The following is a 19,147-nucleotide window of genomic DNA, read 5'->3' on the forward strand; positions in this document are numbered from 1 at the left end:
CGACCCCGGTCACTCCTTGACCGAGCCGATCAGGACGCCCTTGGCGAAGTGCTTCTGCAGGAAGGGGTAGAAGAACAGGATCGGCAGGGTGGCGATGACGACGACGTCGAACTTCATGCCCTCCACGGGGAACATGACCGAGTCGAGCTGGGACAGGGCGTTCTCCGCGTCCGCCCCGGTCAGCTGGCGGACGATCACCTGGAGCGTCCACTTCCTGTTGTCGTCGATGTACAGCAGCGGCGACATGTAGTCGTTCCAGATCCCCACCGCGTAGAACAGCGAGAACGTCGCGATGATCGGCTTGGACAGCGGCATGACGACCTTCCAGAAGACGCCGAGCTCGCTGCAGCCGTCGATGCGGGCCGCCTCCTCCAGCGCCTGGGGCAGCTCCTGGAAGAAGCTCTTGACGATGATCAGGTAGAACGGGTTGATCGCCAGCGGAAGGATCAGCGACCAGTAGCTGTCGAGCAGTCCCAGGTCGCGGACGACCAGGTAGGTCGGGATCATGCCGCCGCTGAAGACGATCGTGAAGATGACCAGGTTCAGCACCAGCGCACGGCCGGGCAGGTACCGCTTGGCCAGCGGATAGGCCATGGTGAACGTGAGCATGACCTGGACCACCGTGCCCACCGCCGTCACGCCGATGGTGGTGAGGAGCGCCCTGACGAAGGTGCCGGTCCCGAAGATGTACTCGTAGGTGCCGGTGACGACGCGCTCCGGCCACAGGAAGAACGGCCGTGAGGCGATCTCCGACTCCGAGGCGAACGACGCGGCCAGGACGTAGAGCAGCGGCAGGACCGTGACCAGTGCCAGCCCCACGAGTAGGATGATGTTGAGTACGTCGAAGACCCGGCTGCCGAGGGAGCCGTGGTTCCGCACCGATGTGGACATCCCGGGCCCCCTAGAACAGTCCGCGCTGACCGAGGCGCTTGGCCAGCCAGTTGCACCCGAAGATCAGCAGGACGCCGGCGACCCCCTTGAACAGGCCCACCGCCGTGGCGTAGCTGTAGCCGCCCTGGGTGATGCCGATGTAGTAGACGAAGGTGTCGAACACGTCGGCGACCGACCGGTTCAGCGAGTTGGTCATCAGCCAGATCTGCTCGAAGCTGGAGTCCAGCAGGTGGCCCGAGGTGAGGATGGCCATGACCACGATGGTGGGCCGGATCGCGGGCAGCGTGACATGCCAGAACTGCCGCCACCGTCCCGCGCCGTCGATGCGGGCCGCCTCGTACAGGACGGGGTTCACCCCGGCGAGCGCCGCCAGGTAGATGATCGTGCCCCAGCCGGTCGACTTCCACAGCGTCTGCATCACGATGATGGGCCGGAACCAGTCGGCCTGGGCGACGTAGTCGACCTTGGCGCCGCCGACGATGCCGTGGATCCAGTTCGCGATCACCCCGTAGTCCACCGAGAACAGCAGGTACGTCAGGGACGCGACGATCGTCCAGGACAGGAAGTGCGGGATGTAGATCAGCGACTGGATCGTGCGCTTGAGCACGTTCAGCCGCAGCTCGTTCAGCAACAGCGCGACGACGATGGGGGCAGGGAAGGCGAAGAAGACCGTCAGCACCGCGAGGATCAGCGTGTTGCCGAGCAGCCGGCCGAAGTCGGGCCCGGTGAACAGCTCCTCGAAGTGCTTGACGCCCACCCACTCGCTGCCGCCGTACCCGAGGAACGGGACGAAGTCCTGGAAGGCGATGGTCAGGCCGCGCATCGGCAGGTACTTGAAGATCGCGAAGTAGGCGAGACCCGGCACGAGCATCAGGTAGAGCCAGCGGTAGCGTAGCAGCGCGGTGCGCGGCGACAGCCGCTTCCCGCGCGCCGGGGCGGGAGACGCCGTCACGGGAGGCGGCGCCAGGTCGGTGGCCACAGCGGCCTCCTTTCGTCGCGCGATCAGCTGCCGCCCCTGGTGACCATCTCCTGGAACTCGGCGACGACCTGGCCGCCCCCGCTGTCGTACCAGCGCTTGATCTCGTCCTTGAGCTGCCCCTCGGTGATCTCGCCCGCCAGGTACTTGATCCGGGCGTCGCTGACGATCGGGTGCAGGGTCGCGCCCTTGGCCGTCAGCGTGGGCGAGACATAGGGCAGTGTGGGGTCGTGCACGGCGGTCCGCAGGTCGAGCTCCTCCAGCTCCTTGCGCAGCCGCAGGTTGTCCCGCTCGGCCTCGCTCGCCGGCTTGCGCTCGTAGGCGTCGCCGCCCACGCCGACGCTGGCCGTGGTGCCCAGCTGGATGAAGCCCCAGTCGACGTCGTTGTTGATGGTCTTGACCGCGGGGTCGTCCTCATTGATCAGTACGGCATAGCCGTCCTCGACCTTGAAGTTGCGTCCCTCGATGCCGTTGGTGAGCAGGATCGCCCCGTCTTCGGACGCCAGCCGGTCGAGGGCCCTGAGGGTGTCGTCGAGCTGCTCCTCGGTTCTGATGCGCTGCTTGGAGATCGCGATGATGCCGTTGTAGCCGAGGAAGGGCAGGGAGAACTTCTGCCCGTCGGGACGGGAGAGGTTGCCGGTCATCGCGAGCATGCCGGTGTAGTCGTCCGGATACTTCTCCCTCAGCAGGCCGTACAGCTGTGTCGCCCGGACGTTGACGTCGATGATGATGCCGCCCTTGCCCTGGACGAACGGGTCGTTCCACTTGCCCGTGTCGAGCGTGGCGTAGTCGGGGTTGACCAGGCCCTCGTCGATCATCTTCTTGAGGTAGCGGTTGGCCGCGAAGAACTCCGGGGTGTCGAACTCGGGGACGAGCCTGCCGTCGCGCATGCCGAAGCCGTTCGGGGCGCCGAACCAGACGTCGACGGCGTTGTACGGGCTGGAGGCGTTGAAGACCGGGGTCGGCCACTTCGGGATGATGAGTCCGTAGGTGTCCTTCTTGCCGTTGCCGTCGGGGTCCTTCTCGGTGAAGGCCCTGGCGACCTCGTAGAGGTCGTCGGTGGTCTTGGGCAGATCCAGGCCGAGCCGGTCCAGCCAGTCCTTGCGCAGCAGTACGGCCGAGCGGAGCAGCGGGCGGACCCGGTAAACGCCGAAGTTCCTGCCGTTGGTCGAGGAGTTGAGCCGCGTCTGCTCGTTCCTGGGCTTCAGGTTGGGGTACTTGTCCAGCTTGTCGGTGAGGTCCCAGAACGCTCCGGCCTCCGCGGCCTTCACGAAGGACGGGCTCTTCTGATCCTGGATCACCATGAGGTCGGGGATCCGGTCCGAGGCCAGCGTGACGTTGGTCTTGTCGCCGTACTCCGCGTTGGGCACCCAGGTGATCTTCAGTTTCTTCCCGGCCAGCTTCTCGACCGCCTGCTGCATCTCGCCGCCGGGGTCGGGAGCCGTGCCGAAGAGGGGGGCCATCACGGTCAGCTCGTTGCCCGGGCCCGGCTCGTCGCCCGCGGAGCAGGCGGCCGTGACGAAGGCGGCTGTTATCGCTACCGCGCCGGCGAGCAGCCGGTGGGGGATGGTGTTCATCGGTTGCCTTTCGAGCTCAGACGTGCCTCGTTCTCCGCGAAGAAGCGCAGGCAGAGCCAGGTGTTCAGCTGGATCCAGCCGCCCACGGCGAGCGTGAGCGCGAGGACCGGGAACGACGCGGCCGCCACCGTCACCGACATCAGGCAGAACAGCAGCAGGACCGAGCCTGCGGGGTGGGCGAGCGCGAACAGCGACGCCCTGGGCAGGCACGCGAGGGGACGCAGGTCGTAGTGCACGTACATCGGCAGCAGGTGGGCGGCCACCACGACCAGCGCGACCAGGGCCGTGTAGGTCGTCAGCCGGAGCGCCGCCGCCTCGGTGGCCGTGAAGTACAGATAGTCGGCGGCCAGGATGACGCCGGCCGCCACCAGTGGAAGCACCAGGAGCGAGCCGCGTGCGAACTCCCTGCGGTAGACCGCGGCGAACTCCCGCCGGGTGTGAAACGATTCACCCATCGCGTGCCGTCTCGCCACGGCGTACGCCGCGACCGTGGCCGGGCCGATGCCCAGGATCACGCCGCCCAGCAGGGTGAACGCGATCCAGAGGAGATTCAGCCGGGCCGCCCACAGCAGCTCGTCGCAGAATACGTAGGTCCGGATAGACCAGCCGGTCATCGCGTGCCGATGTCCCGGCCGGATGTGTACGTATGAACGTGAGATTTCACCGGTGCTTCTACCTGCCCTGTGGATGCGGGTGGGGAACGATCGGTGGTGCGAAATCGCGAAGCGGTCCGTCGTCGGTGCGCACGACGCGTTATCGGGATTAAAACGTTCTTCTCCCGATTCCACAAGGCCCAAGATTCCCCGACGCAGCAGGCAGATGACAGGAGGCGGTAATTCACAGGAAATCGGGATGTAACCCCTATCGGCGGAGAACGCGCCAGCCGATGCCGGTGCCGACACCGGGCCCGGCCCGGACGCACCCGCCGCTCCGGCGAGGCGCCACCGGACGCGGCGGGGGCGGGCGACTCAGCGCGGAAAGGCGGCGGCAACGCCCGCGTCGACGGGGATGTGCAGGCCGGTGGTGCGGGACAGGTCGCCGCCGGTGAGCACGAACACGGCCGCCGCCACGTGCTCGGGCAGCACCTCCCGCTTCAGCAGCGTGCGCCGCGCGTAGAACTCGCCGAGCTCCTCCTCCGGCACGCCGTAGACCGCCGCCCGCCTGGCACCCCAGCCGGAGGCGAAGATGCCGGAGCCGCGGACCACCCCGTCGGGGTTGACGCCGTTGACCCGGATGCCGTGCCCGCCGAGCTCGGCCGCGAGCAGCCGCACCTGGTGGGCCTGGTCGGCCTTGGCCGCGCCGTACGCGACGTTGTCCGGCCCCGCGAATACGGCGTTCTTGGAGCAGATGTAGACGATGTCACCGCCGAGGCCCTGATCGATCATGACGCGGGCGCTCTCCCGCGAGACCAGGAACGAGCCGCGGGCCATCACGTCGTGCTGCAGGTCCCAGTCGTCCACCGTGGTCTCCAGCAGCGGGCGCGACAGCGAAAGACCCGCGTTGTTGACCACCACGTCCACCCCGCCGAAGGCCAGCACGGCCCGCCGTACGGCCCGGGCCACCTGGATCTCGTCGGTGACGTCGGCCAGGACGGCCACGGCGGCGTCGGCGGGCCGGTGGGCACGGGCCCCGATCTCGGCGGCCACCTTCTCTGCGGCGGCCGGGTCGCGGTCGGCGACCACCACGCAGGCGCCCTCGGCGGCCAGACGGCGCGCGGTGGCCGCGCCGATGCCCGAGCCGCCCCCGGTGACCAGCGCGACCCGGGCGGCCAGCGGCCCGGGCGCCGGCATGCGGCGCAGCTTGGCCTCCTCCAGGTCCCAGTATTCGATGCGGAACCGCTCCGACTCCTCGATCGGCGCATAGACCGACAGCGCCTCGGCGCCGCGCATCACGTTGATCGCGTTGACGTAGAACTCGCCCGCCACGCGGGCCGTCCGCCCGTCCCGGCCGAAGGAGAACATGCCGACGCCCGGCACCAGCACGATCGCCGGGTCGGCGCCGCGCATCGGCGGCGAGTCCGGGGCGGCGTGCCGCTCGTAGTAGGCGTGGTACGACTTCCGGTAGGCCGCGTGCAGCTCGCCCAGGCGGGCGACCACGTCCTCCAGCGGCGCTTCGGCGGGCAGGTCCACCACCATCGGTGCGATCTTGGTACGCAGGAAGTGGTCGGGGCACGACGTCCCGCGCGCGGCCAGCTCCGGGTGCCGCTCGCGCGACAGGAAGTCGAGCACCTCGGGGCCGTCGGTGTAGTGGCCGACCTGCCGGGCGTCGGTCGAGCACAGGCCGCGCAGCACGGGGAACAGCGCCGCCGCCCGCTCGTGCCTGGCCGGTTCCGGCAGCGGCGCGTAGCCCGGCAGCACGGGCCCGAACGGCTCGGGCCTGCCGTGTTCGGCGATGTACGCCTCGGCGGTACGGATGATCCACAGCGAGTTGTCCGCGCATTCGGCCGAGGTCTCGCCCCAGGCGGTGATGCCGTGCCCGCCGAGGACGCAGCCGACGGCCCGGGGATCGGCGTCCTTGATCGCGGCGATGTCGAGGCCGAGCTGGAAACCGGGCCGCCGCCAGGGCACCCAGACGACCCGGTCGCCGTAGACGCGCCGGGTCAGCTCCGCTCCGTCGGCCGCGGTCGCGATGGCGATCCCCGCGTCGGGGTGGAGGTGGTCGACGTGCGCGGCGTCGACCAGGCCGTGCATCGCGGTGTCGATCGACGGAGCCGCCCCTTGCCTGCCGAACGCGCAGAAGTCGAACATCGCGACCATCTCGTCCTCGCGGTCCGCGCCCGGGTAGACGCCCTTCAGCGCGCGCAGCCGGTCGAGCCGGAGCACGGCCAGGCCGGCCTCGGTGAGCGTGCCGAGGTCGCCGCCCGACCCCTTCACCCACATCAGCTCCACGTCTGACCCGGTGACCGGGTCCACCGCCGTGACCTTGGCCGAGACGTTGCCCCCGGCGAAGTTCGTGTTGCGGGGATCGGATCCCAGCAGGTGGGCGCGTTCGAGCAGCTGCTCGACCGGCGTGGTCATGACATTTCCCCCTATGGTGGTGATCGTGGGGTCAGGCGCCCCAACCGGCCTGGGTGCCGCCCACCCGCTCGTCCCGGATCCGCTCGAAGTAGCCGGACCGGGCGTAGGCCCGCATCGGATCGGGATCCAGGCCCATCTCCTCGCGGAGCGAGGCGAGCAGCGGCCGCACGTCGGTGTCGTAGGCGTCCATGAGCACGGCGTTGGCGCCGAGCACGTCGCCCTCCGCCTGCGCGGCGGCCAGCGCCGCGGCGTCCACGAGCAGCGCCTTGGCGGTGGCCTCCTGGACGTTCATCACCGAGCGGATCTGACCGGCGATCTTCGGCTCGATGTTGTGGCACTGGTCGAGCATGAACGCGATCTCGGACCGCAGACCCCCGCCGCGCACCACCTCGTACATGATCCGGAAGAGCTGGAACGGGTCGGCCGCGCCCACCATCAGGTCGTCGTCGGCGTAGAAGCGGGAGTTGAAGTCGAAGCCGCCGAGCCTGCCCTCGCGCAGCAGGAACGCCACGATGAACTCGATGTTCGTGCCCGGAGCGTGATGGCCGGTGTCCACGACGACCTGGGCCTTCGGACCGAGCCTGACGCAGTGGGCGAACGCCGTTCCCCAGTCGGGGACGTCGGTCATGTAGAAGGCCGGCTCGAAGAGCTTGTACTCCAGCAGGAACCGCTGACCCTCGCCCAGCCGGTCGTACACGGCGGCGAGCGCCTCGGCGAGCCGGTCCTGGCGGGCGCGGATGTCGTCCTGCCCCGGGTAGTTGGTCCCGTCGGAGAACCACAGCTTCAGGGTCGTCGACCCGGTGGCGTCCATGATGTCCACGCACTCCAGCAGGTGACCGAGCGCCTTGCGCCGCACCGCCGGATCGGGGTTGGTGACGCTGCCGAGCCTGTAGTCGTCGTCCTGGAAGACATTGGAGTTGATCGCGCCGATGCCGACCCCGAGAGCGGCGGCGTGCCGGGCGAGCCCCGCGTAGTCGTCGACCCTGTCCCATGGGATGTGCAGGGCGACGGTCGGCGCGACCCCGGTGAACGCGTGCACCTGGGCGGCATCGGCGATCTTCTCGTACGGGTCGCGGGGCACGCCCGCCTGAGCGAACACCTTGAACCTGGTGCCGCTGTTGCCGTACGCCCAGGACGGCGTCTCGATGCGCTGCCCGCGTAACGCCGCCTTGATGTCGTCCCTCATCAGATCCCCGATTCAGTCAAGGTGGAAAACTTCGCGGAGGGCGACCATGCCCTCGTCGGGACGACCGTCGAGCCGTTCGAAGAACGGCGCCATCTCCGCCTGCCATCGGGCGTTGACCTCGAGCTCGGCCATCGCCGCCCTGGCGGCCGCGAAGTCGTGGGTCTCCAGATAGCCCACGAGCAGCCCGTCGTCCCGCAGGAACAGCGAGTAGTTGCGCCAGCCGGTCTCGCGCAGCGCCGCCCGCATCTCGGGCCACACCGCGCGGTGCCGCTCCCGGTACTCCTCCAGCCGGTCCGGCCGGACCCGCAGCAGGAAGCAGACTCGCTCCACAGGTCACGCTCCTCAGGGCATGGCGCGCGCCACGATGCTCGATGAAAACGTTTTAGTACGAGTCGCCCGGGACGTTACGCCCGGCGATCAGCGCTTGTCAATGGTGGATGACGCGGATGTCCCCCATGGGCCACCCATGCCGGGGCGCCGCTCCACCGCTCCTGTCAGGAGATCTGCGGTAGTGTCTGGCCATCTGGGAGTAAGACGTTTTAATCCGATCCGGATCGGAGCGGCGACCGAGAGGCCGGGGAGAACAGTGGGGACCGTCAGCATCCGGGAGGTCGCCGCCCGCGCCGGCGTGTCACCCGGGACCATCTCGAACGTGCTCAACCGGCCGGAGCGGGTGGCCCCGGAGACCCGTGAGCGTGTCCTGCGCGCCATCCGGGAGCTGGGCTTCGTACGGCACGGATCGGCCTCGACGCTGCGCGCCGGGCAGAGCCGGACGATCGGCCTGTCGGTCATCGACATCGGGAACCCGTTCTTCACCGACGTCGCGGCCGGCGTCGAGGAGGCGGCCAGCGAGCTCGGCTACGCGGTGATCTTCGGCAACTCGGCGGGCGCGCGGGACAAGGAGGAGCGCAACCTGCTCGTGTTCGCCGAGCAGCGCGTGCGCGGCGTGCTGATCACGCCGTCGGACGACGACCGGGCCCGGCTCGACGCGCTGCGCGAGCGTGGCATCGGCGTCGTCCTCGTCGACCATCCGGCGCACCGTCCCGACGAGTGCTCGGTGGCCGTCAACGACTTCGCGGGCGGTCAGATGGCCATCGGCCACCTGCTGTCCCTCGGCGCGCGGCGGATCGGCTACGTCAGCGGCCCGCGCTCGATCCGCCAGTGCGCCGAGCGGGGGAGGGGCGCCGAGCGGGCCGTGGCCGCCGCCGGGCTCGACCCGGAGACCGCGATCGAGGTCGTCGAGGCGCCCGCCATGACGGCCAGGGAGGGGCAGCGGGCCGCCGCCTCGCTGCTGGCCTCCGGCCTGCCCGACGCGGTGTTCTGCGCCAACGACCTGCTCGCCGTGGGGTTCCTGCGCGAGCTGCTGCGGGCGGGCGTACGCGTCCCGGGCGACGTGGCGCTCATCGGGTACGACGACATCGACTTCGCCGCCGCGTCCGCCGTGTCGCTCAGCTCGATCCGCCAGCCGACCCACCGGCTCGGCCGGATCGCGACCGAGCTGCTCCTCGACGAATGCGATCACCCCGAGACGCACGTGCACCAGCAGGTCATGTTCCAGCCCGAGCTCGTCGTGCGGGAGTCGACCGCCGGCCGCGCCCAGGCGGCGGAACGGGAGGGCGCGTGAGCGCGCACGCGGCCGTCGATCTCGGCGCGTCCAGCGGCCGGGTCATGGTCGTGCGGGTCGAGGACGGGCGGGCGCGGATCACGGAGGCGCACCGCTTCCCCAACCGTCCGGTCCGGGTGAACGGCACGCTCCACTGGGACGTGCTCGCCCTCTACCGGGAGATCCTCGACGGGCTGCGGGCCGCGGGGCCGGTCGAGTCCGTGGGCGTCGACTCCTGGGCGGTCGACTACGGCCTGCTCGACGGCGACGGGCGCCTCATCGGCAACCCCGTCCACTACCGCGACCGCCGTACGGCCGGGATCATGGAGGACGTCTCGGCCAGGCTCGGCGCCGACCGGCTCTACCAGGTCGGCGGCCTGCAGTTCCTGCCGTTCAACACCGTCTACCAGCTGCTCGCCGAGCCCGCCCTCGACCGGGCGCGTACGATGCTGCTGATCCCCGACCTGATCTCGTACTGGCTGACCGGCGCCGTCGGGGCCGAGGCCACCAACGCCTCCACCACCGGCCTGTACGACGTCCGCGCGCGGACCTGGTCAAGCGATCTGGCGCGGACGCTGGGCCTGCCGCCGGGCATCCTGCCCCCGCTCCGCGCGCCGGGCACGCCCATCGGGACGCTGCGGCCCGAGGTGGCCGCCGACCTCGGGCCGCCGGGCGGCGCGGAGGTGACGGCGGTCGCCTCGCACGACACCGCCTCCGCCGTGGCCGCCGTGCCCGCCGACGGCGACCGGTTCGCCTACATCTCGTCCGGCACCTGGTCGCTGGTGGGCCTGGAACTGCCCGCGCCCGTGCTCACCAAGGAGAGCCGGCTGGCCAACTTCACCAACGAGGGCGGGCTCGACGGCACCACCCGCTACCTGCGCAACGTCATGGGCCTGTGGATCCTCCAGGAGTGCCTGCGCGCCTGGGGCGAGGCCGATCTCACCGGGCTGCTGGCCGCTGCGGCGCGGGCGCGGCCGTTCGCCGCCGTGATCGACCCCGACGACCCGGTCTTCCTGCCGCCGGGCGACATGCCGGGCAGGATCGCCGGGTACTGCGAGCGCACCGGCCAGCGCCCGCCCGACGGCCGGGAGGCGACCGTGCGGTGTGTGCTGGAGAGCCTCGCCCTCGCCTACCGCCGCACCCTCCGGCAGGCCGTACGGCTCAGCGGCCGGGACGTCGAGGTCGTCCACGTCGTGGGCGGCGGGGCGCGCAACGCCACGCTGTGCCAGATGACGGCCGACGCCACGGGGCTGCCCGTGGTCGCCGGACCGGTCGAGGCGGCCGCCCTGGGCAACGGCCTGGTGCAGGCACGCGCCCGCGGCGAGGTGGACGACATCCGCGACCTCGTCCGGCGCAGCGCACCGCTGCGTACCTACCGTCCCCGGGGCGGGGAGACCGCCTGGGACCGCGCCGAGTCCCGCCTGCCCGCGATCCGGTAGGAACCCGCTTCAGACCGCCGGATGGCCGCCGGATGAACGGCCGGTTTCGCGAAATGGGGGCGGGCCGTCCGCCGCGGCCGGGAATGGCGCACCGAAAGTCATTGGCATATCACCGATACGCTCACCTGCTGAGGAACTTTCGCCACTATCCCAAAAGTTGCGCCCACATCTGGTGGGAGGTGTGAAATTTTCATCCCCCATTGTTCCCCGCAATGGGGATCGTGGCCGCGCTGAGCTGCGCGATCACTTGCCCGGTTATCCATGGCATTCTCGTCTCGACCGTCGCGGAGTTGACGGGGCGATCGGCGATTTTTACCGTCTGAACCACTTTGCGGCAGTGATGTGACCGTCGCTCATGCAGCGTCCGACCCGTGGCGCGAGGACCGGGATCCTGGCCAGACGATCCCCGAACGACCCGTAGGAACCCACATCTGATTGGGGCGTGTTAATGAAACGTTTCACACGATTAGTGCGGAGCCGTGCGCTGATCGGCGGTGCCGCGTCAGCGGTGATCCTGGGCGGGGTCGCCGTTCAGTCGCCCGCGTCGGCGGCGGTGGCGTGCCGGGTCGGCTATGAGATCACCAATCAGTGGCCGGGTGGCTTCGGCGCCAACGTGACCATCCACAACCTCGGCGACGCGGTGAACGGCTGGCGGCTGACCTGGACCTTCGGCGCCGGTCAGCAGATCACGCAGCTGTGGAACGGCACGCACGGCCAGAGCGGCGCCGACGTCACCGTGACCGACGCGGGCTACAACGCCGCCATCCCCCCCGGCGGCGACGCCGGCTTCGGGTTCAACGCCTCCTGGAACGGCGCCAACCCGGCGCCGACCTCCTTCGCGCTCAACGGGACGGTCTGCGACGGCGGCACCTCCACGCCCACGCCGACTCCGACTCCCACGCCCACGCCGACTCCCACGCCGACCCCGACCCCGACTCCTTCCCCCAGCCCCTCGCCCACCAGCAGCCCCACGCCGGTGCCGGGCGACGCCAAGCAGATGGAGGATCTGAACCGGGGCCTGATCAGCGTCCGCTCGGGCAGCGGCAATCTGGTGTCGTGGCGGCTGCTGGGCACGGACACGCGCAGCACGTCGTTCAACGTCTACCGGGGCGGCGCCCGGATCGCCACGGTGACGAACTCGACCAACTACCTGGACTCGGGCGCCTCTGCCGACGCCTCCTACACGGTGCGGCCGGTCGACGGCGGCAGCGAGGGCCCGGCCTCGGAGGCCTCGCTGCGGTTCGGCAACGGCTATCTGGACGTGCCGATCAGCCCGCCCGGCAGCGGCTACAGCGCCAACGACGCCAGCGTGGGAGACCTGGACGGCGACGGGCAGCTCGACATCGTGCTCAAGTGGGACCCGGCCAACGCCAAGGACAACTCCCAGTCGGGGGTGACCGACCCGGTCTACATCGACGGCATCAAGCTGAACGGCACCCGGTTGTGGCGCATCAACCTGGGCCGCAACATCCGCGCCGGGGCGCACTACACCCAGTTCCAGGTGTACGACTACGACGGTGACGGCAGGGCCGAGGTGGCCATGAAGACCGCCGACGGCACCGTGGACGGACGCGGCACCACGATCGGCAACGCGAGCGCCGACTACCGCAACTCCAGCGGCTACATCCTGTCCGGGCCCGAGTACCTGACCGTGTTCAACGGGCAGACCGGCGCGGCGATGTCCACGGTCGACTACGACCCGCCCCGCGGCAACGTCTCCTCCTGGGGCGACAACTACGGCAACCGGGTCGACCGCTTCCTGGCCGCCACCGCCTACCTCGACGGAAAGCGGCCCAGCCTGATCATGTCGCGTGGGTACTACACCCGCACCGTCATCGCGGCCTGGGACTTCCGCGACGGGCGGTTGACCAAGCGCTGGACGTTCGACTCCAACAGCGCGGGCAGCCAGTACGCCGGACAGGGCAACCACAACCTGTCGGTGGCCGACGTCGACGGCGACGGCCGCGACGAGATCGTCTTCGGCGCGATGGCGATCAACGACAACGGCGCTCCGCTGTGGAACACCCGCAACGGGCACGGCGACGCCATGCACGTGGGCGACCTGGACCCCCGCCGTTCCGGGCTGGAGGTCTTCAAGGTCGATGAGGACTCAAGCAAGCCCGGCTCCTACTTCGCCGACGCACGCACCGGGCAGGTGCTGTGGTCCACCGCCTCCGGCGGCGACAACGGCCGCGGCGTCTCCGGCGACATCTGGGCCGGCAGCCCGGGGGCCGAGTCCTGGTCGGCCCGCGACGGCTCGCTGCGCAGCCCGAGCGGCGCCACGCTGGGCCGCAAGCCGTCCTCGGCGAACTTCCTGGCCTGGTGGGACGGCGACCCGGTCCGTGAGCTGCTGGACGGCACGCACATCGACAAGTACGGCACCGGCGGCGACAGCCGGCTGCTGACCGGCTCCAACGTGCACTCCAACAACGGCACCAAGTCCACCCCGTCGCTGTCGGGCGACATCCTGGGCGACTGGCGCGAGGAGGTCATCTGGCCCACCAGTGACGACCGGGCCCTGCGGATCTACTCCACGCCCCACGTCACCAGCGTCAAGATCCACACGCTGCTGCACGATCCGCAGTATCGGGTCGCCCTGGCCTGGCAGAACACCGCCTACAACCAGCCGCCCCACCCGAGCTTCTTCATCGGCGACGGCATGGCCACCCCGCCTCAGCCCAAGGTCTACCTCCCCTGAGCCGGACCGTGCCCTCCGCCGCGAGCCCCGTGGCGGAGGGCACGCCCCTTCCGGGCAGCGGGCCGCAGGCGCGTACGCCTCGCGCCTCGGCTGCTCGATGAATCGTTTCATGTATGCTGATCGCCGGATCGCCTGGCGACTTTCCACAGACGGCGCAGACCAACGCTTCGGGTCGAGGGGGACATGGCATCCGCCAACATCAAGGAAGTGGCGCGGTACGCGGGTGTGTCACTCGGCACGGTCAGCAACGTGCTCAACCGGCCCGACGTCGTCTCGCCCACCACCCGCCGGCGGGTGCTCGACGCGATCGACAAGCTGGGCTACGTGCGCAACGACTCCGCCCGGCAACTGCGCGCCGGTCGCAGCCGGACCATCGCCATCGTGGTCCTCGACGTCTCCAATCCCTTCTTCACCGACGTGATCCGTGGTGCGGAGGCGGTCGTCGAGAGCGCCGGCGGGATGCTGGTGGTCTGCAACAGCGGTGAGGACGCGCGACGGGAACACCGCTACCTCGACATGCTCGAAGAGCAGCGGGTCCAGGGGCTGCTCATCACTCCGGTGTCCGACGGCCGGCACAAGCGCCTCGACGCGTTCGTGGCACACGGCATCCCCGTCGTGCTGGTCGACCGTGGTTCCGGCCATCCGAGCCGCTGTTCCGTCGCGGTCGACGACGTCGCCGGCGGCCGGCTGGCGGCCGAGCATCTCGCCGACCGGGGCCATGAGCGGATCCGGTACGTCGGCGGCCCGCTGTCGATCCGGCAGGTGGCCGACCGGCGTGCCGGTGCGACCGCCGCACTGGCGGAGCGGGCCCCGCACGCGCGGCTGGAGACGTACGAGACGGCGACCCTGTCGGTCACGGCCGGCCGGCAGGCCGCCGAGGACATCGCGGCCCTTCCCCCGGGCGAGCGTCCGACGGCGGTCTTCTGCGCCAACGACCTGCTGGCGCTCGGCGTGCTGCAGGGTCTCACCGCGCACGGCATCCGGGTGCCGGAGGACATCGCGCTGGTGGGCTACGACGACATCGACTTCGCCGCGGCCGCCGCGGTGCCGCTGAGCTCCGTGCGCCAGCCTCGTGCCCGGCTCGGCCGTACGGCCGCGGAGCTGCTTTTGGAGGAGTCGCTCGAGGGCGACGAGCACAGCCATCGGCACGTCGTCTTCCAGCCCGAGCTGGTGGTCCGGACCTCCAGCGACCACGAGTGCGCGCCGCGGCCCGGTCGCCGGGGCGGACGGGGCGGGGGAGGGCGACCGGGAGACCCGAGCCGGCCGTGAACGGACGCGGGTCCGCGGCGGACGGCCTACCGCCGTCTCGTCGGCCTCCTTCGCTCGTCCGCGTTCATTCGGTTCCCCAGGGAGCGGGCGTCCTTGGAGTGCTGCGAGCCGGGGGCGCCGAGCAGGCGCGAGATGCTCCGGGCGGTGGACAGGACCAGTGGCACGAGGTGGGCGGGCACGGCGTTGTCGTAGGCGACCACGAGGGACAGCGCGGCGACGACCTCGTCCTTCTTGCCACGGACGGGGGCCGCCACGGAGAACGCGTCGTCGGTCACCTGGCGGTCGCTCAGCGCGTAGCCCTTCAGCCGGATCTCGGCCAGGACCCGGCGAAGCTCGGCCGAGTTGGTGATCGTCATCGGGGTGAATCGCTGTAACGGCCCGGCGAGCACCTGCTCCTGGATCTCGGGCGGAGCATGCGCCAGCAAGACCAGGCCGCCTCCCGTCGCGTGTATGGCGAAGCGCCCGCCCACACGGGTCAAGACGGGCACGGCGCCGCGGCCGGCCAGCCTCTCGACGAAGATCACACTGCTGCCTTCGCGCACCGAGAGCTGGACGTTCTCGTGCGTCGCCTCGTACAGGTCCTCCATCAGGGGAAGTGCGACCTCACGCAGCGGAAGGCCCTGGGGCGCCAGCGAGCCGAGCTCCCACAGCTTCAGCCCGATCCGATACTTCCCGTCCACGCCGCGCTCGAGGGCGCCCCAGGCCGTCAGCTCGCCGACCAGCCGATGGGCCGTGCTGAGGGGGACATCGGCCAATCTGCTGATCTCCGACAGCATCAGCTGCGGCTGGTCCGCGGTGAAGACGTCGAGCAGGGCGAGCAGTCGCGAGCCCACGGTGCGTCTGCCCTCGCGGCCCGTCACGCGGTCGCCGGTGGGAAACGTCGCCACACCGCCCTCCTCACGATCATGATCAGGTGATCGTCCGACTCGATCAGCGCGATCGGGACGCCCGGTGACGCGGGCTTCGGCTCGGGCTCCGCGCTGAGAAGCAGCGTAGCGACGCGCGCCGTGGATGCCCATCCCTCACAGGTCGAGCACGAGCCGCTCGCCCCGGCAGCGTGAGACGCAGATCATCATGACCTCCCCGGAGGCCCGGTCGTCCTCGGTCAGCACCGAGTCGCGGTGGTCCGGCACGCCCTCGATGATCTCGGTCTCGCAGGTGCCGCAGGTGCCCTCCTGGCAGGAGGAGAGCACCGGGACACCGGCCGCTTCGACGCACTCGAGGATGGTCTGCGCCGGACCCACCGTGAGGGTGACACCTGATCGTGCGAGCACCACCTCGAACTCCGCGTCACCGTCGGTGTGAATCGGCTGTTCTGGCGCGAATCGCTCCACGTGCAGGGTGCCGTACGGCCAGGCGGCGCACGCGTCCTCCATCGCCTTGAGAAGCGGTTGCGGGCCGCAGCCGTAGACGAGGGTGCCCTCGACGGGACCGCCGAGGAACTCGGGGAGATCGAGCAGCCCGTGGACGTCCTGGGGGTGGATCAGCACCCGGTCGCCGTACCGGCTCAGGGTGTCCAGGAACGCCATTGATCGGTGTGACCGGCCGCCGTACAGCAGCCGCCACTCGGAGCCCTCGGCCTCCGCTTCCGCGATCATCGGAACCAGCGGCGTGATGCCGATCCCGCCGGCGACGAAGAGGTAGGAGGGCGCCGGCCTGAGCTCGAAGTGGTTGCGCGGGCCGCGCACCCGGATCGGGTCCCCGACGGCCACCGCGTCGTGCACATGGGCCGATCCTCCCCTTCCCTCCTGCTCGCGTAGTACGGCGATTCGGTACGTATCGCCGTCTGCCGGATCTCCGCAGAGCGAGTACTGCCGGACCAGCCCGTCGGCCAGGATGAGATCGACGTGCGCGCCCGGCCGCCAGGGCGGGAGCGGGACTCCGTCGATCCGGGCGAGGGCGAGGCCGGCCACGCCCTCGGCGAGGGTCTTCTTCTCCCGCACCACGGCGGTGAACTCGGGTTCGGGCACGCCTCTGCCGGCCGTGGTGTGCGGGGCGGACTGTGTCATCACGTGATCGGCCTAACGGGTCGGCGCGAGACCGGAAGCGGGGGCGCCCGAACGGTCCTGGGCCGGACCGGGCGCGGACTCGTGGCCCGCCGGGTGCCGCAGCAGCCAGGCCCACAGCTCGATCGGGTCCTCCGACTGCCGGCGAGCACCGCAGTGACACAGGCCGACCAACGTGTCGGAGCCGGGCTCCCATTCGATCGTGAAGATCGTGCCGGAGCCCGGCCGGCCCCTGAGGCCGGTCACGGCCGGCCTCCGACGGACACCCGGCCCTGCTCGGCCCGCGCTCCCTCACCCCGCGCTCCCGCACCCTGCGCGATCTGGGCCTCGATGAGCCGCCGCGCGGCGAGGCCGCCGGTGTCGATGTTGATGCTGAGTTCCTGATAGCGGTCGCGCTCCGTGGCGAGCACCTCGGCGAGCTTGTTCAGCGCGACGACGTCCTGGAGCACCACGGTCCGGTTGCTCTCGCGGAGGAAGTCGGACACCTGGGTGTCGTCGAGGGCGAAGTCACGGGCGACGGCCCAGAAGTCGTGCGTGGAGTTCTCGGTCTCCGGCGTGATCGCGTACACGACCTCGACGTGGAAGCCGTCCGGGTCGGTGCCGTCCTCCCTGGGGAGCACGCCCACCGGGGCCACCCTGCTGTGCAGCAGGTAGAGGCATGGCGGGTGGAACTCGATGTCCTGCCAGCGCACGATCCGGCCGGTGATGCCGGTGGACTCCGCGTAGAACGGCGGGCAGGCGGCATCGTCCATGTGCCTGCTGACGTAGACGATCTGCCGCTCCTCGTCGACCGTGGTGCGGATCGGCGTGGCGGCGACCTCCGGGGTGCCGATGTAGCCGCCGTGCAGGTAGGTCTCGTGCGACAGGTCGAGCAGGTTGTCCACGAGGAGTCCGTACGGCGCCCGCAGCGGCTCCATGCCGTACACCGTCGTGTAGTTCGGGTCGACGAGCCAGGGCGCGCGGGGGATGAGGTTCGGGTCGGCCTTCTCCGGCTCTCCGATCCACACCCATACGAACGAGTCCTGCTCCACCACCTGGTACGCGGGCACGCGGGCGGTGCGCGGGATCCGCTTCTGGCCCGGTACGGCCACGCAGGTTCCGGTCGGGTCGTAGGTGAACCCGTGATAGCCGCAGACGATGTTGTCGCCGTCGAGGTTGCTCTCCGACAGCGGGTACCGGCGGTGCACGCAGCGGTCCGACAGCGCGATGACCTGACCGGCACGCGTCCGGTAGAAGACCAGGGCCTCCCCGAGGATGGTGCGGGGGAAGAGATCACGGGTGATCTCGCTGCCGTACGCGGCGACGTACCACTGGTTTCTGGCGAATTCAACGGGAAAGCTCACGACCCTGCCCCATGTGCTCGGTTTGCGTGGTTGCCATGAGGATCTTCATTCGGTCACGTGAATGGAACACGACTTCCGTTCAACGGAAGCCTTTCGGGCGGGACGTCGCCTCCGCCGCGCCGGCGGCCGGCCGGGCGATCGATATTCGGCAGAACTTTGACGAACGTCCTGAAAGTGCCATAGTTTGGGCCTGTCGTGCTTGGCGCATGAGAGGTGGACTTCATGGATCTGTGTGGCGAAGGGTGCCGGTCATGAACGTCGCGGACCTGGTCGCGATCGACGTGCACACCCATGCCGAGATCTCCAAGGACGGGCATGGTTCGCTCAGCCCGGAGCTGTTCGGAGCCTCGGAGGAGTACTTCAAGGCGCACGGGCACCGGCAGCCGACCATCGCGGAGATGGCCGCCTACTACCGCGAGCGGAGGATGGCGGCGGTGGTGTTCACCGTCGACGCCGAGCACGCCACGGGGCATCGGCGCATCTCCAACGAGGAGGTCGCGGAGAGCTGCGCCGAGCACGCCGACGTGCTGATCCCGTTCGCCAGCGTCGACCCCTGGAAGGGCAGGGCGGGCGTCCGCGAGGCGCGGCGGCTCGTCGAGGAGTACGGCGTGCGCGGGTTCAAGTTCCACCCGAGCATCCAGGGCATCGCGCCCAACGATCCGGTGGCCTACCCGTTGTACGCGGCGATCGAGGAGCTGGGCGCCGTCGCGCTCTTCCACACCGGCCAGACCGGCATCGGCGCCGGCGTGCCAGGAGGGGGCGGCATCCGGCTCAAGTACGGAAACCCCATGCTGGTCGACGACGTGGCGGTGGACTTCCCCGAGCTGCGGATCATCCTGGCCCACCCGTCGTTCCCCTGGCAGGACGAGGCGCTGGCGGTCGCCACGCACAAGCCGTACGTCCATATCGACCTGTCGGGGTGGTCGCCGAAGTACTTCCCGCCGCAACTGGTGCGGTACGCGAACACGCTGCTGAAGGACAAGGTGCTGTTCGGGTCCGACTACCCCGTGATCACGCCCGACCGCTGGCTCTCGGACTTCGACAGGCTCGACATCAAGCCGGAGGTACGTGCGAAGATCTTGAAGGACAACGCCGTACGCCTGCTCGGGCTCGGCACCGGGTAGGGCCCCGAGCCGGTGTCC

The 19,147-nt window shown here is 70.1% G+C and carries 16 protein-coding genes; 5 read left to right on the top strand and 11 right to left on the bottom strand.

Features of this window, described 5'->3' with window-relative positions; all coding sequences use genetic code 11:
• Positions 1 to 9: 9 nt before the first annotated feature.
• The 7 genes from AP234_RS13135 to AP234_RS13165 form a co-directional block, all read right to left on the bottom strand.
• Positions 10 to 891 carry a carbohydrate ABC transporter permease gene (locus AP234_RS13135; protein ID WP_235558150.1) on the bottom strand — a complete coding sequence of 294 codons (882 nt, stop codon included), beginning with the start codon at positions 889 to 891 and terminating at the stop codon, positions 10 to 12.
• A gap of 10 nt (positions 892 to 901) precedes the next feature.
• Positions 902 to 1,870: an ABC transporter permease subunit gene (locus AP234_RS13140; protein WP_055479903.1), complete on the bottom strand. Its 969-nt coding sequence runs from the start codon at positions 1,868 to 1,870 to the stop codon at positions 902 to 904.
• Positions 1,871 to 1,893: 23 nt separating this feature from the next.
• Positions 1,894 to 3,444 carry an extracellular solute-binding protein gene (locus AP234_RS13145; RefSeq protein ID WP_055479904.1) on the bottom strand — a complete coding sequence of 517 codons (1,551 nt, stop codon included), beginning with the start codon at positions 3,442 to 3,444 and terminating at the stop codon, positions 1,894 to 1,896.
• Positions 3,441 to 4,058, bottom strand: a complete 618-nt coding sequence (locus tag AP234_RS13150; RefSeq protein ID WP_055479905.1) for a DUF624 domain-containing protein — start codon at positions 4,056 to 4,058, stop codon at positions 3,441 to 3,443. The genes AP234_RS13145 and AP234_RS13150 overlap by 4 nt, the downstream gene beginning before the upstream one ends.
• A 354-nt stretch (positions 4,059 to 4,412) precedes the next feature.
• Positions 4,413 to 6,461, bottom strand: a complete 2,049-nt coding sequence (locus AP234_RS13155; RefSeq protein WP_055479906.1) for a bifunctional rhamnulose-1-phosphate aldolase/short-chain dehydrogenase — start codon at positions 6,459 to 6,461, stop codon at positions 4,413 to 4,415.
• 31 nt (positions 6,462 to 6,492) lie between these two features.
• On the bottom strand, positions 6,493 to 7,647 hold the full coding sequence (rhaI, locus tag AP234_RS13160; RefSeq protein ID WP_055479907.1) for an L-rhamnose isomerase: 1,155 nt from the start codon (positions 7,645 to 7,647) through the stop codon (positions 6,493 to 6,495).
• A 12-nt stretch (positions 7,648 to 7,659) separates the two neighbouring features.
• Entirely contained in the window at positions 7,660 to 7,977 is a 318-nt protein-coding gene (locus tag AP234_RS13165; protein ID WP_055479908.1) for an L-rhamnose mutarotase, read from the bottom strand.
• A gap of 256 nt (positions 7,978 to 8,233) precedes the next feature.
• On the opposite strand from AP234_RS13165, the gene AP234_RS13170 reads away from it, so the two are divergent.
• The 4 genes from AP234_RS13170 to AP234_RS13185 all read left to right on the top strand — a co-directional run bounded on the left by AP234_RS13170 (position 8,234) and on the right by AP234_RS13185 (position 14,656).
• The gene (locus tag AP234_RS13170) at positions 8,234 to 9,271 is read left to right on the top strand and encodes a substrate-binding domain-containing protein (protein WP_055479909.1); all 1,038 of its coding nucleotides are present in this window, start codon (positions 8,234 to 8,236) and stop codon (positions 9,269 to 9,271) included.
• Entirely contained in the window at positions 9,268 to 10,689 is a 1,422-nt protein-coding gene (locus AP234_RS13175) for a rhamnulokinase (RefSeq protein ID WP_055479910.1), read from the top strand. The genes AP234_RS13170 and AP234_RS13175 overlap by 4 nt, the downstream gene beginning before the upstream one ends.
• A gap of 448 nt (positions 10,690 to 11,137) precedes the next feature.
• Positions 11,138 to 13,387 (top strand): cellulose binding domain-containing protein, encoded by a 2,250-nt coding sequence (locus tag AP234_RS13180; protein WP_055479911.1) that lies wholly within the window; start codon positions 11,138 to 11,140, stop codon positions 13,385 to 13,387.
• A gap of 183 nt (positions 13,388 to 13,570) precedes the next feature.
• Positions 13,571 to 14,656, top strand: a complete 1,086-nt coding sequence (locus tag AP234_RS13185) for a LacI family DNA-binding transcriptional regulator (protein ID WP_063842886.1) — start codon at positions 13,571 to 13,573, stop codon at positions 14,654 to 14,656.
• 26 nt (positions 14,657 to 14,682) lie between these two features.
• Here AP234_RS13185 and AP234_RS13190 read toward each other — a convergent pair whose 3' ends face one another.
• The 4 genes from AP234_RS13190 to AP234_RS13205 form a co-directional block, all read right to left on the bottom strand.
• On the bottom strand, positions 14,683 to 15,543 hold the full coding sequence (locus AP234_RS13190) for an IclR family transcriptional regulator (protein ID WP_063842887.1): 861 nt from the start codon (positions 15,541 to 15,543) through the stop codon (positions 14,683 to 14,685).
• Positions 15,544 to 15,678: 135 nt separating this feature from the next.
• Positions 15,679 to 16,665, bottom strand: a complete 987-nt coding sequence (locus AP234_RS13195; RefSeq protein WP_083502060.1) for a 2Fe-2S iron-sulfur cluster-binding protein — start codon at positions 16,663 to 16,665, stop codon at positions 15,679 to 15,681.
• A 12-nt stretch (positions 16,666 to 16,677) separates the two neighbouring features.
• Positions 16,678 to 16,908: a hypothetical protein gene (locus AP234_RS13200; RefSeq protein ID WP_055479913.1), complete on the bottom strand. Its 231-nt coding sequence runs from the start codon at positions 16,906 to 16,908 to the stop codon at positions 16,678 to 16,680.
• On the bottom strand, positions 16,905 to 18,005 hold the full coding sequence (locus AP234_RS13205) for a Rieske 2Fe-2S domain-containing protein (RefSeq protein WP_055479914.1): 1,101 nt from the start codon (positions 18,003 to 18,005) through the stop codon (positions 16,905 to 16,907). The genes AP234_RS13200 and AP234_RS13205 overlap by 4 nt, the downstream gene beginning before the upstream one ends.
• 251 nt (positions 18,006 to 18,256) lie before the next feature.
• On the opposite strand from AP234_RS13205, the gene AP234_RS13210 reads away from it, so the two are divergent.
• Positions 18,257 to 19,129, top strand: coding sequence for an amidohydrolase family protein (locus AP234_RS13210; protein WP_055480083.1), 873 nt, complete (start codon positions 18,257 to 18,259; stop codon positions 19,127 to 19,129).
• Positions 19,130 to 19,147: the final 18 nt, after the last annotated feature.

The organism is Sphaerimonospora mesophila, from assembly GCF_001417795.1.
Classification (GTDB): Bacteria; Actinomycetota; Actinomycetes; order Streptosporangiales; family Streptosporangiaceae; genus Sphaerimonospora; species Sphaerimonospora mesophila.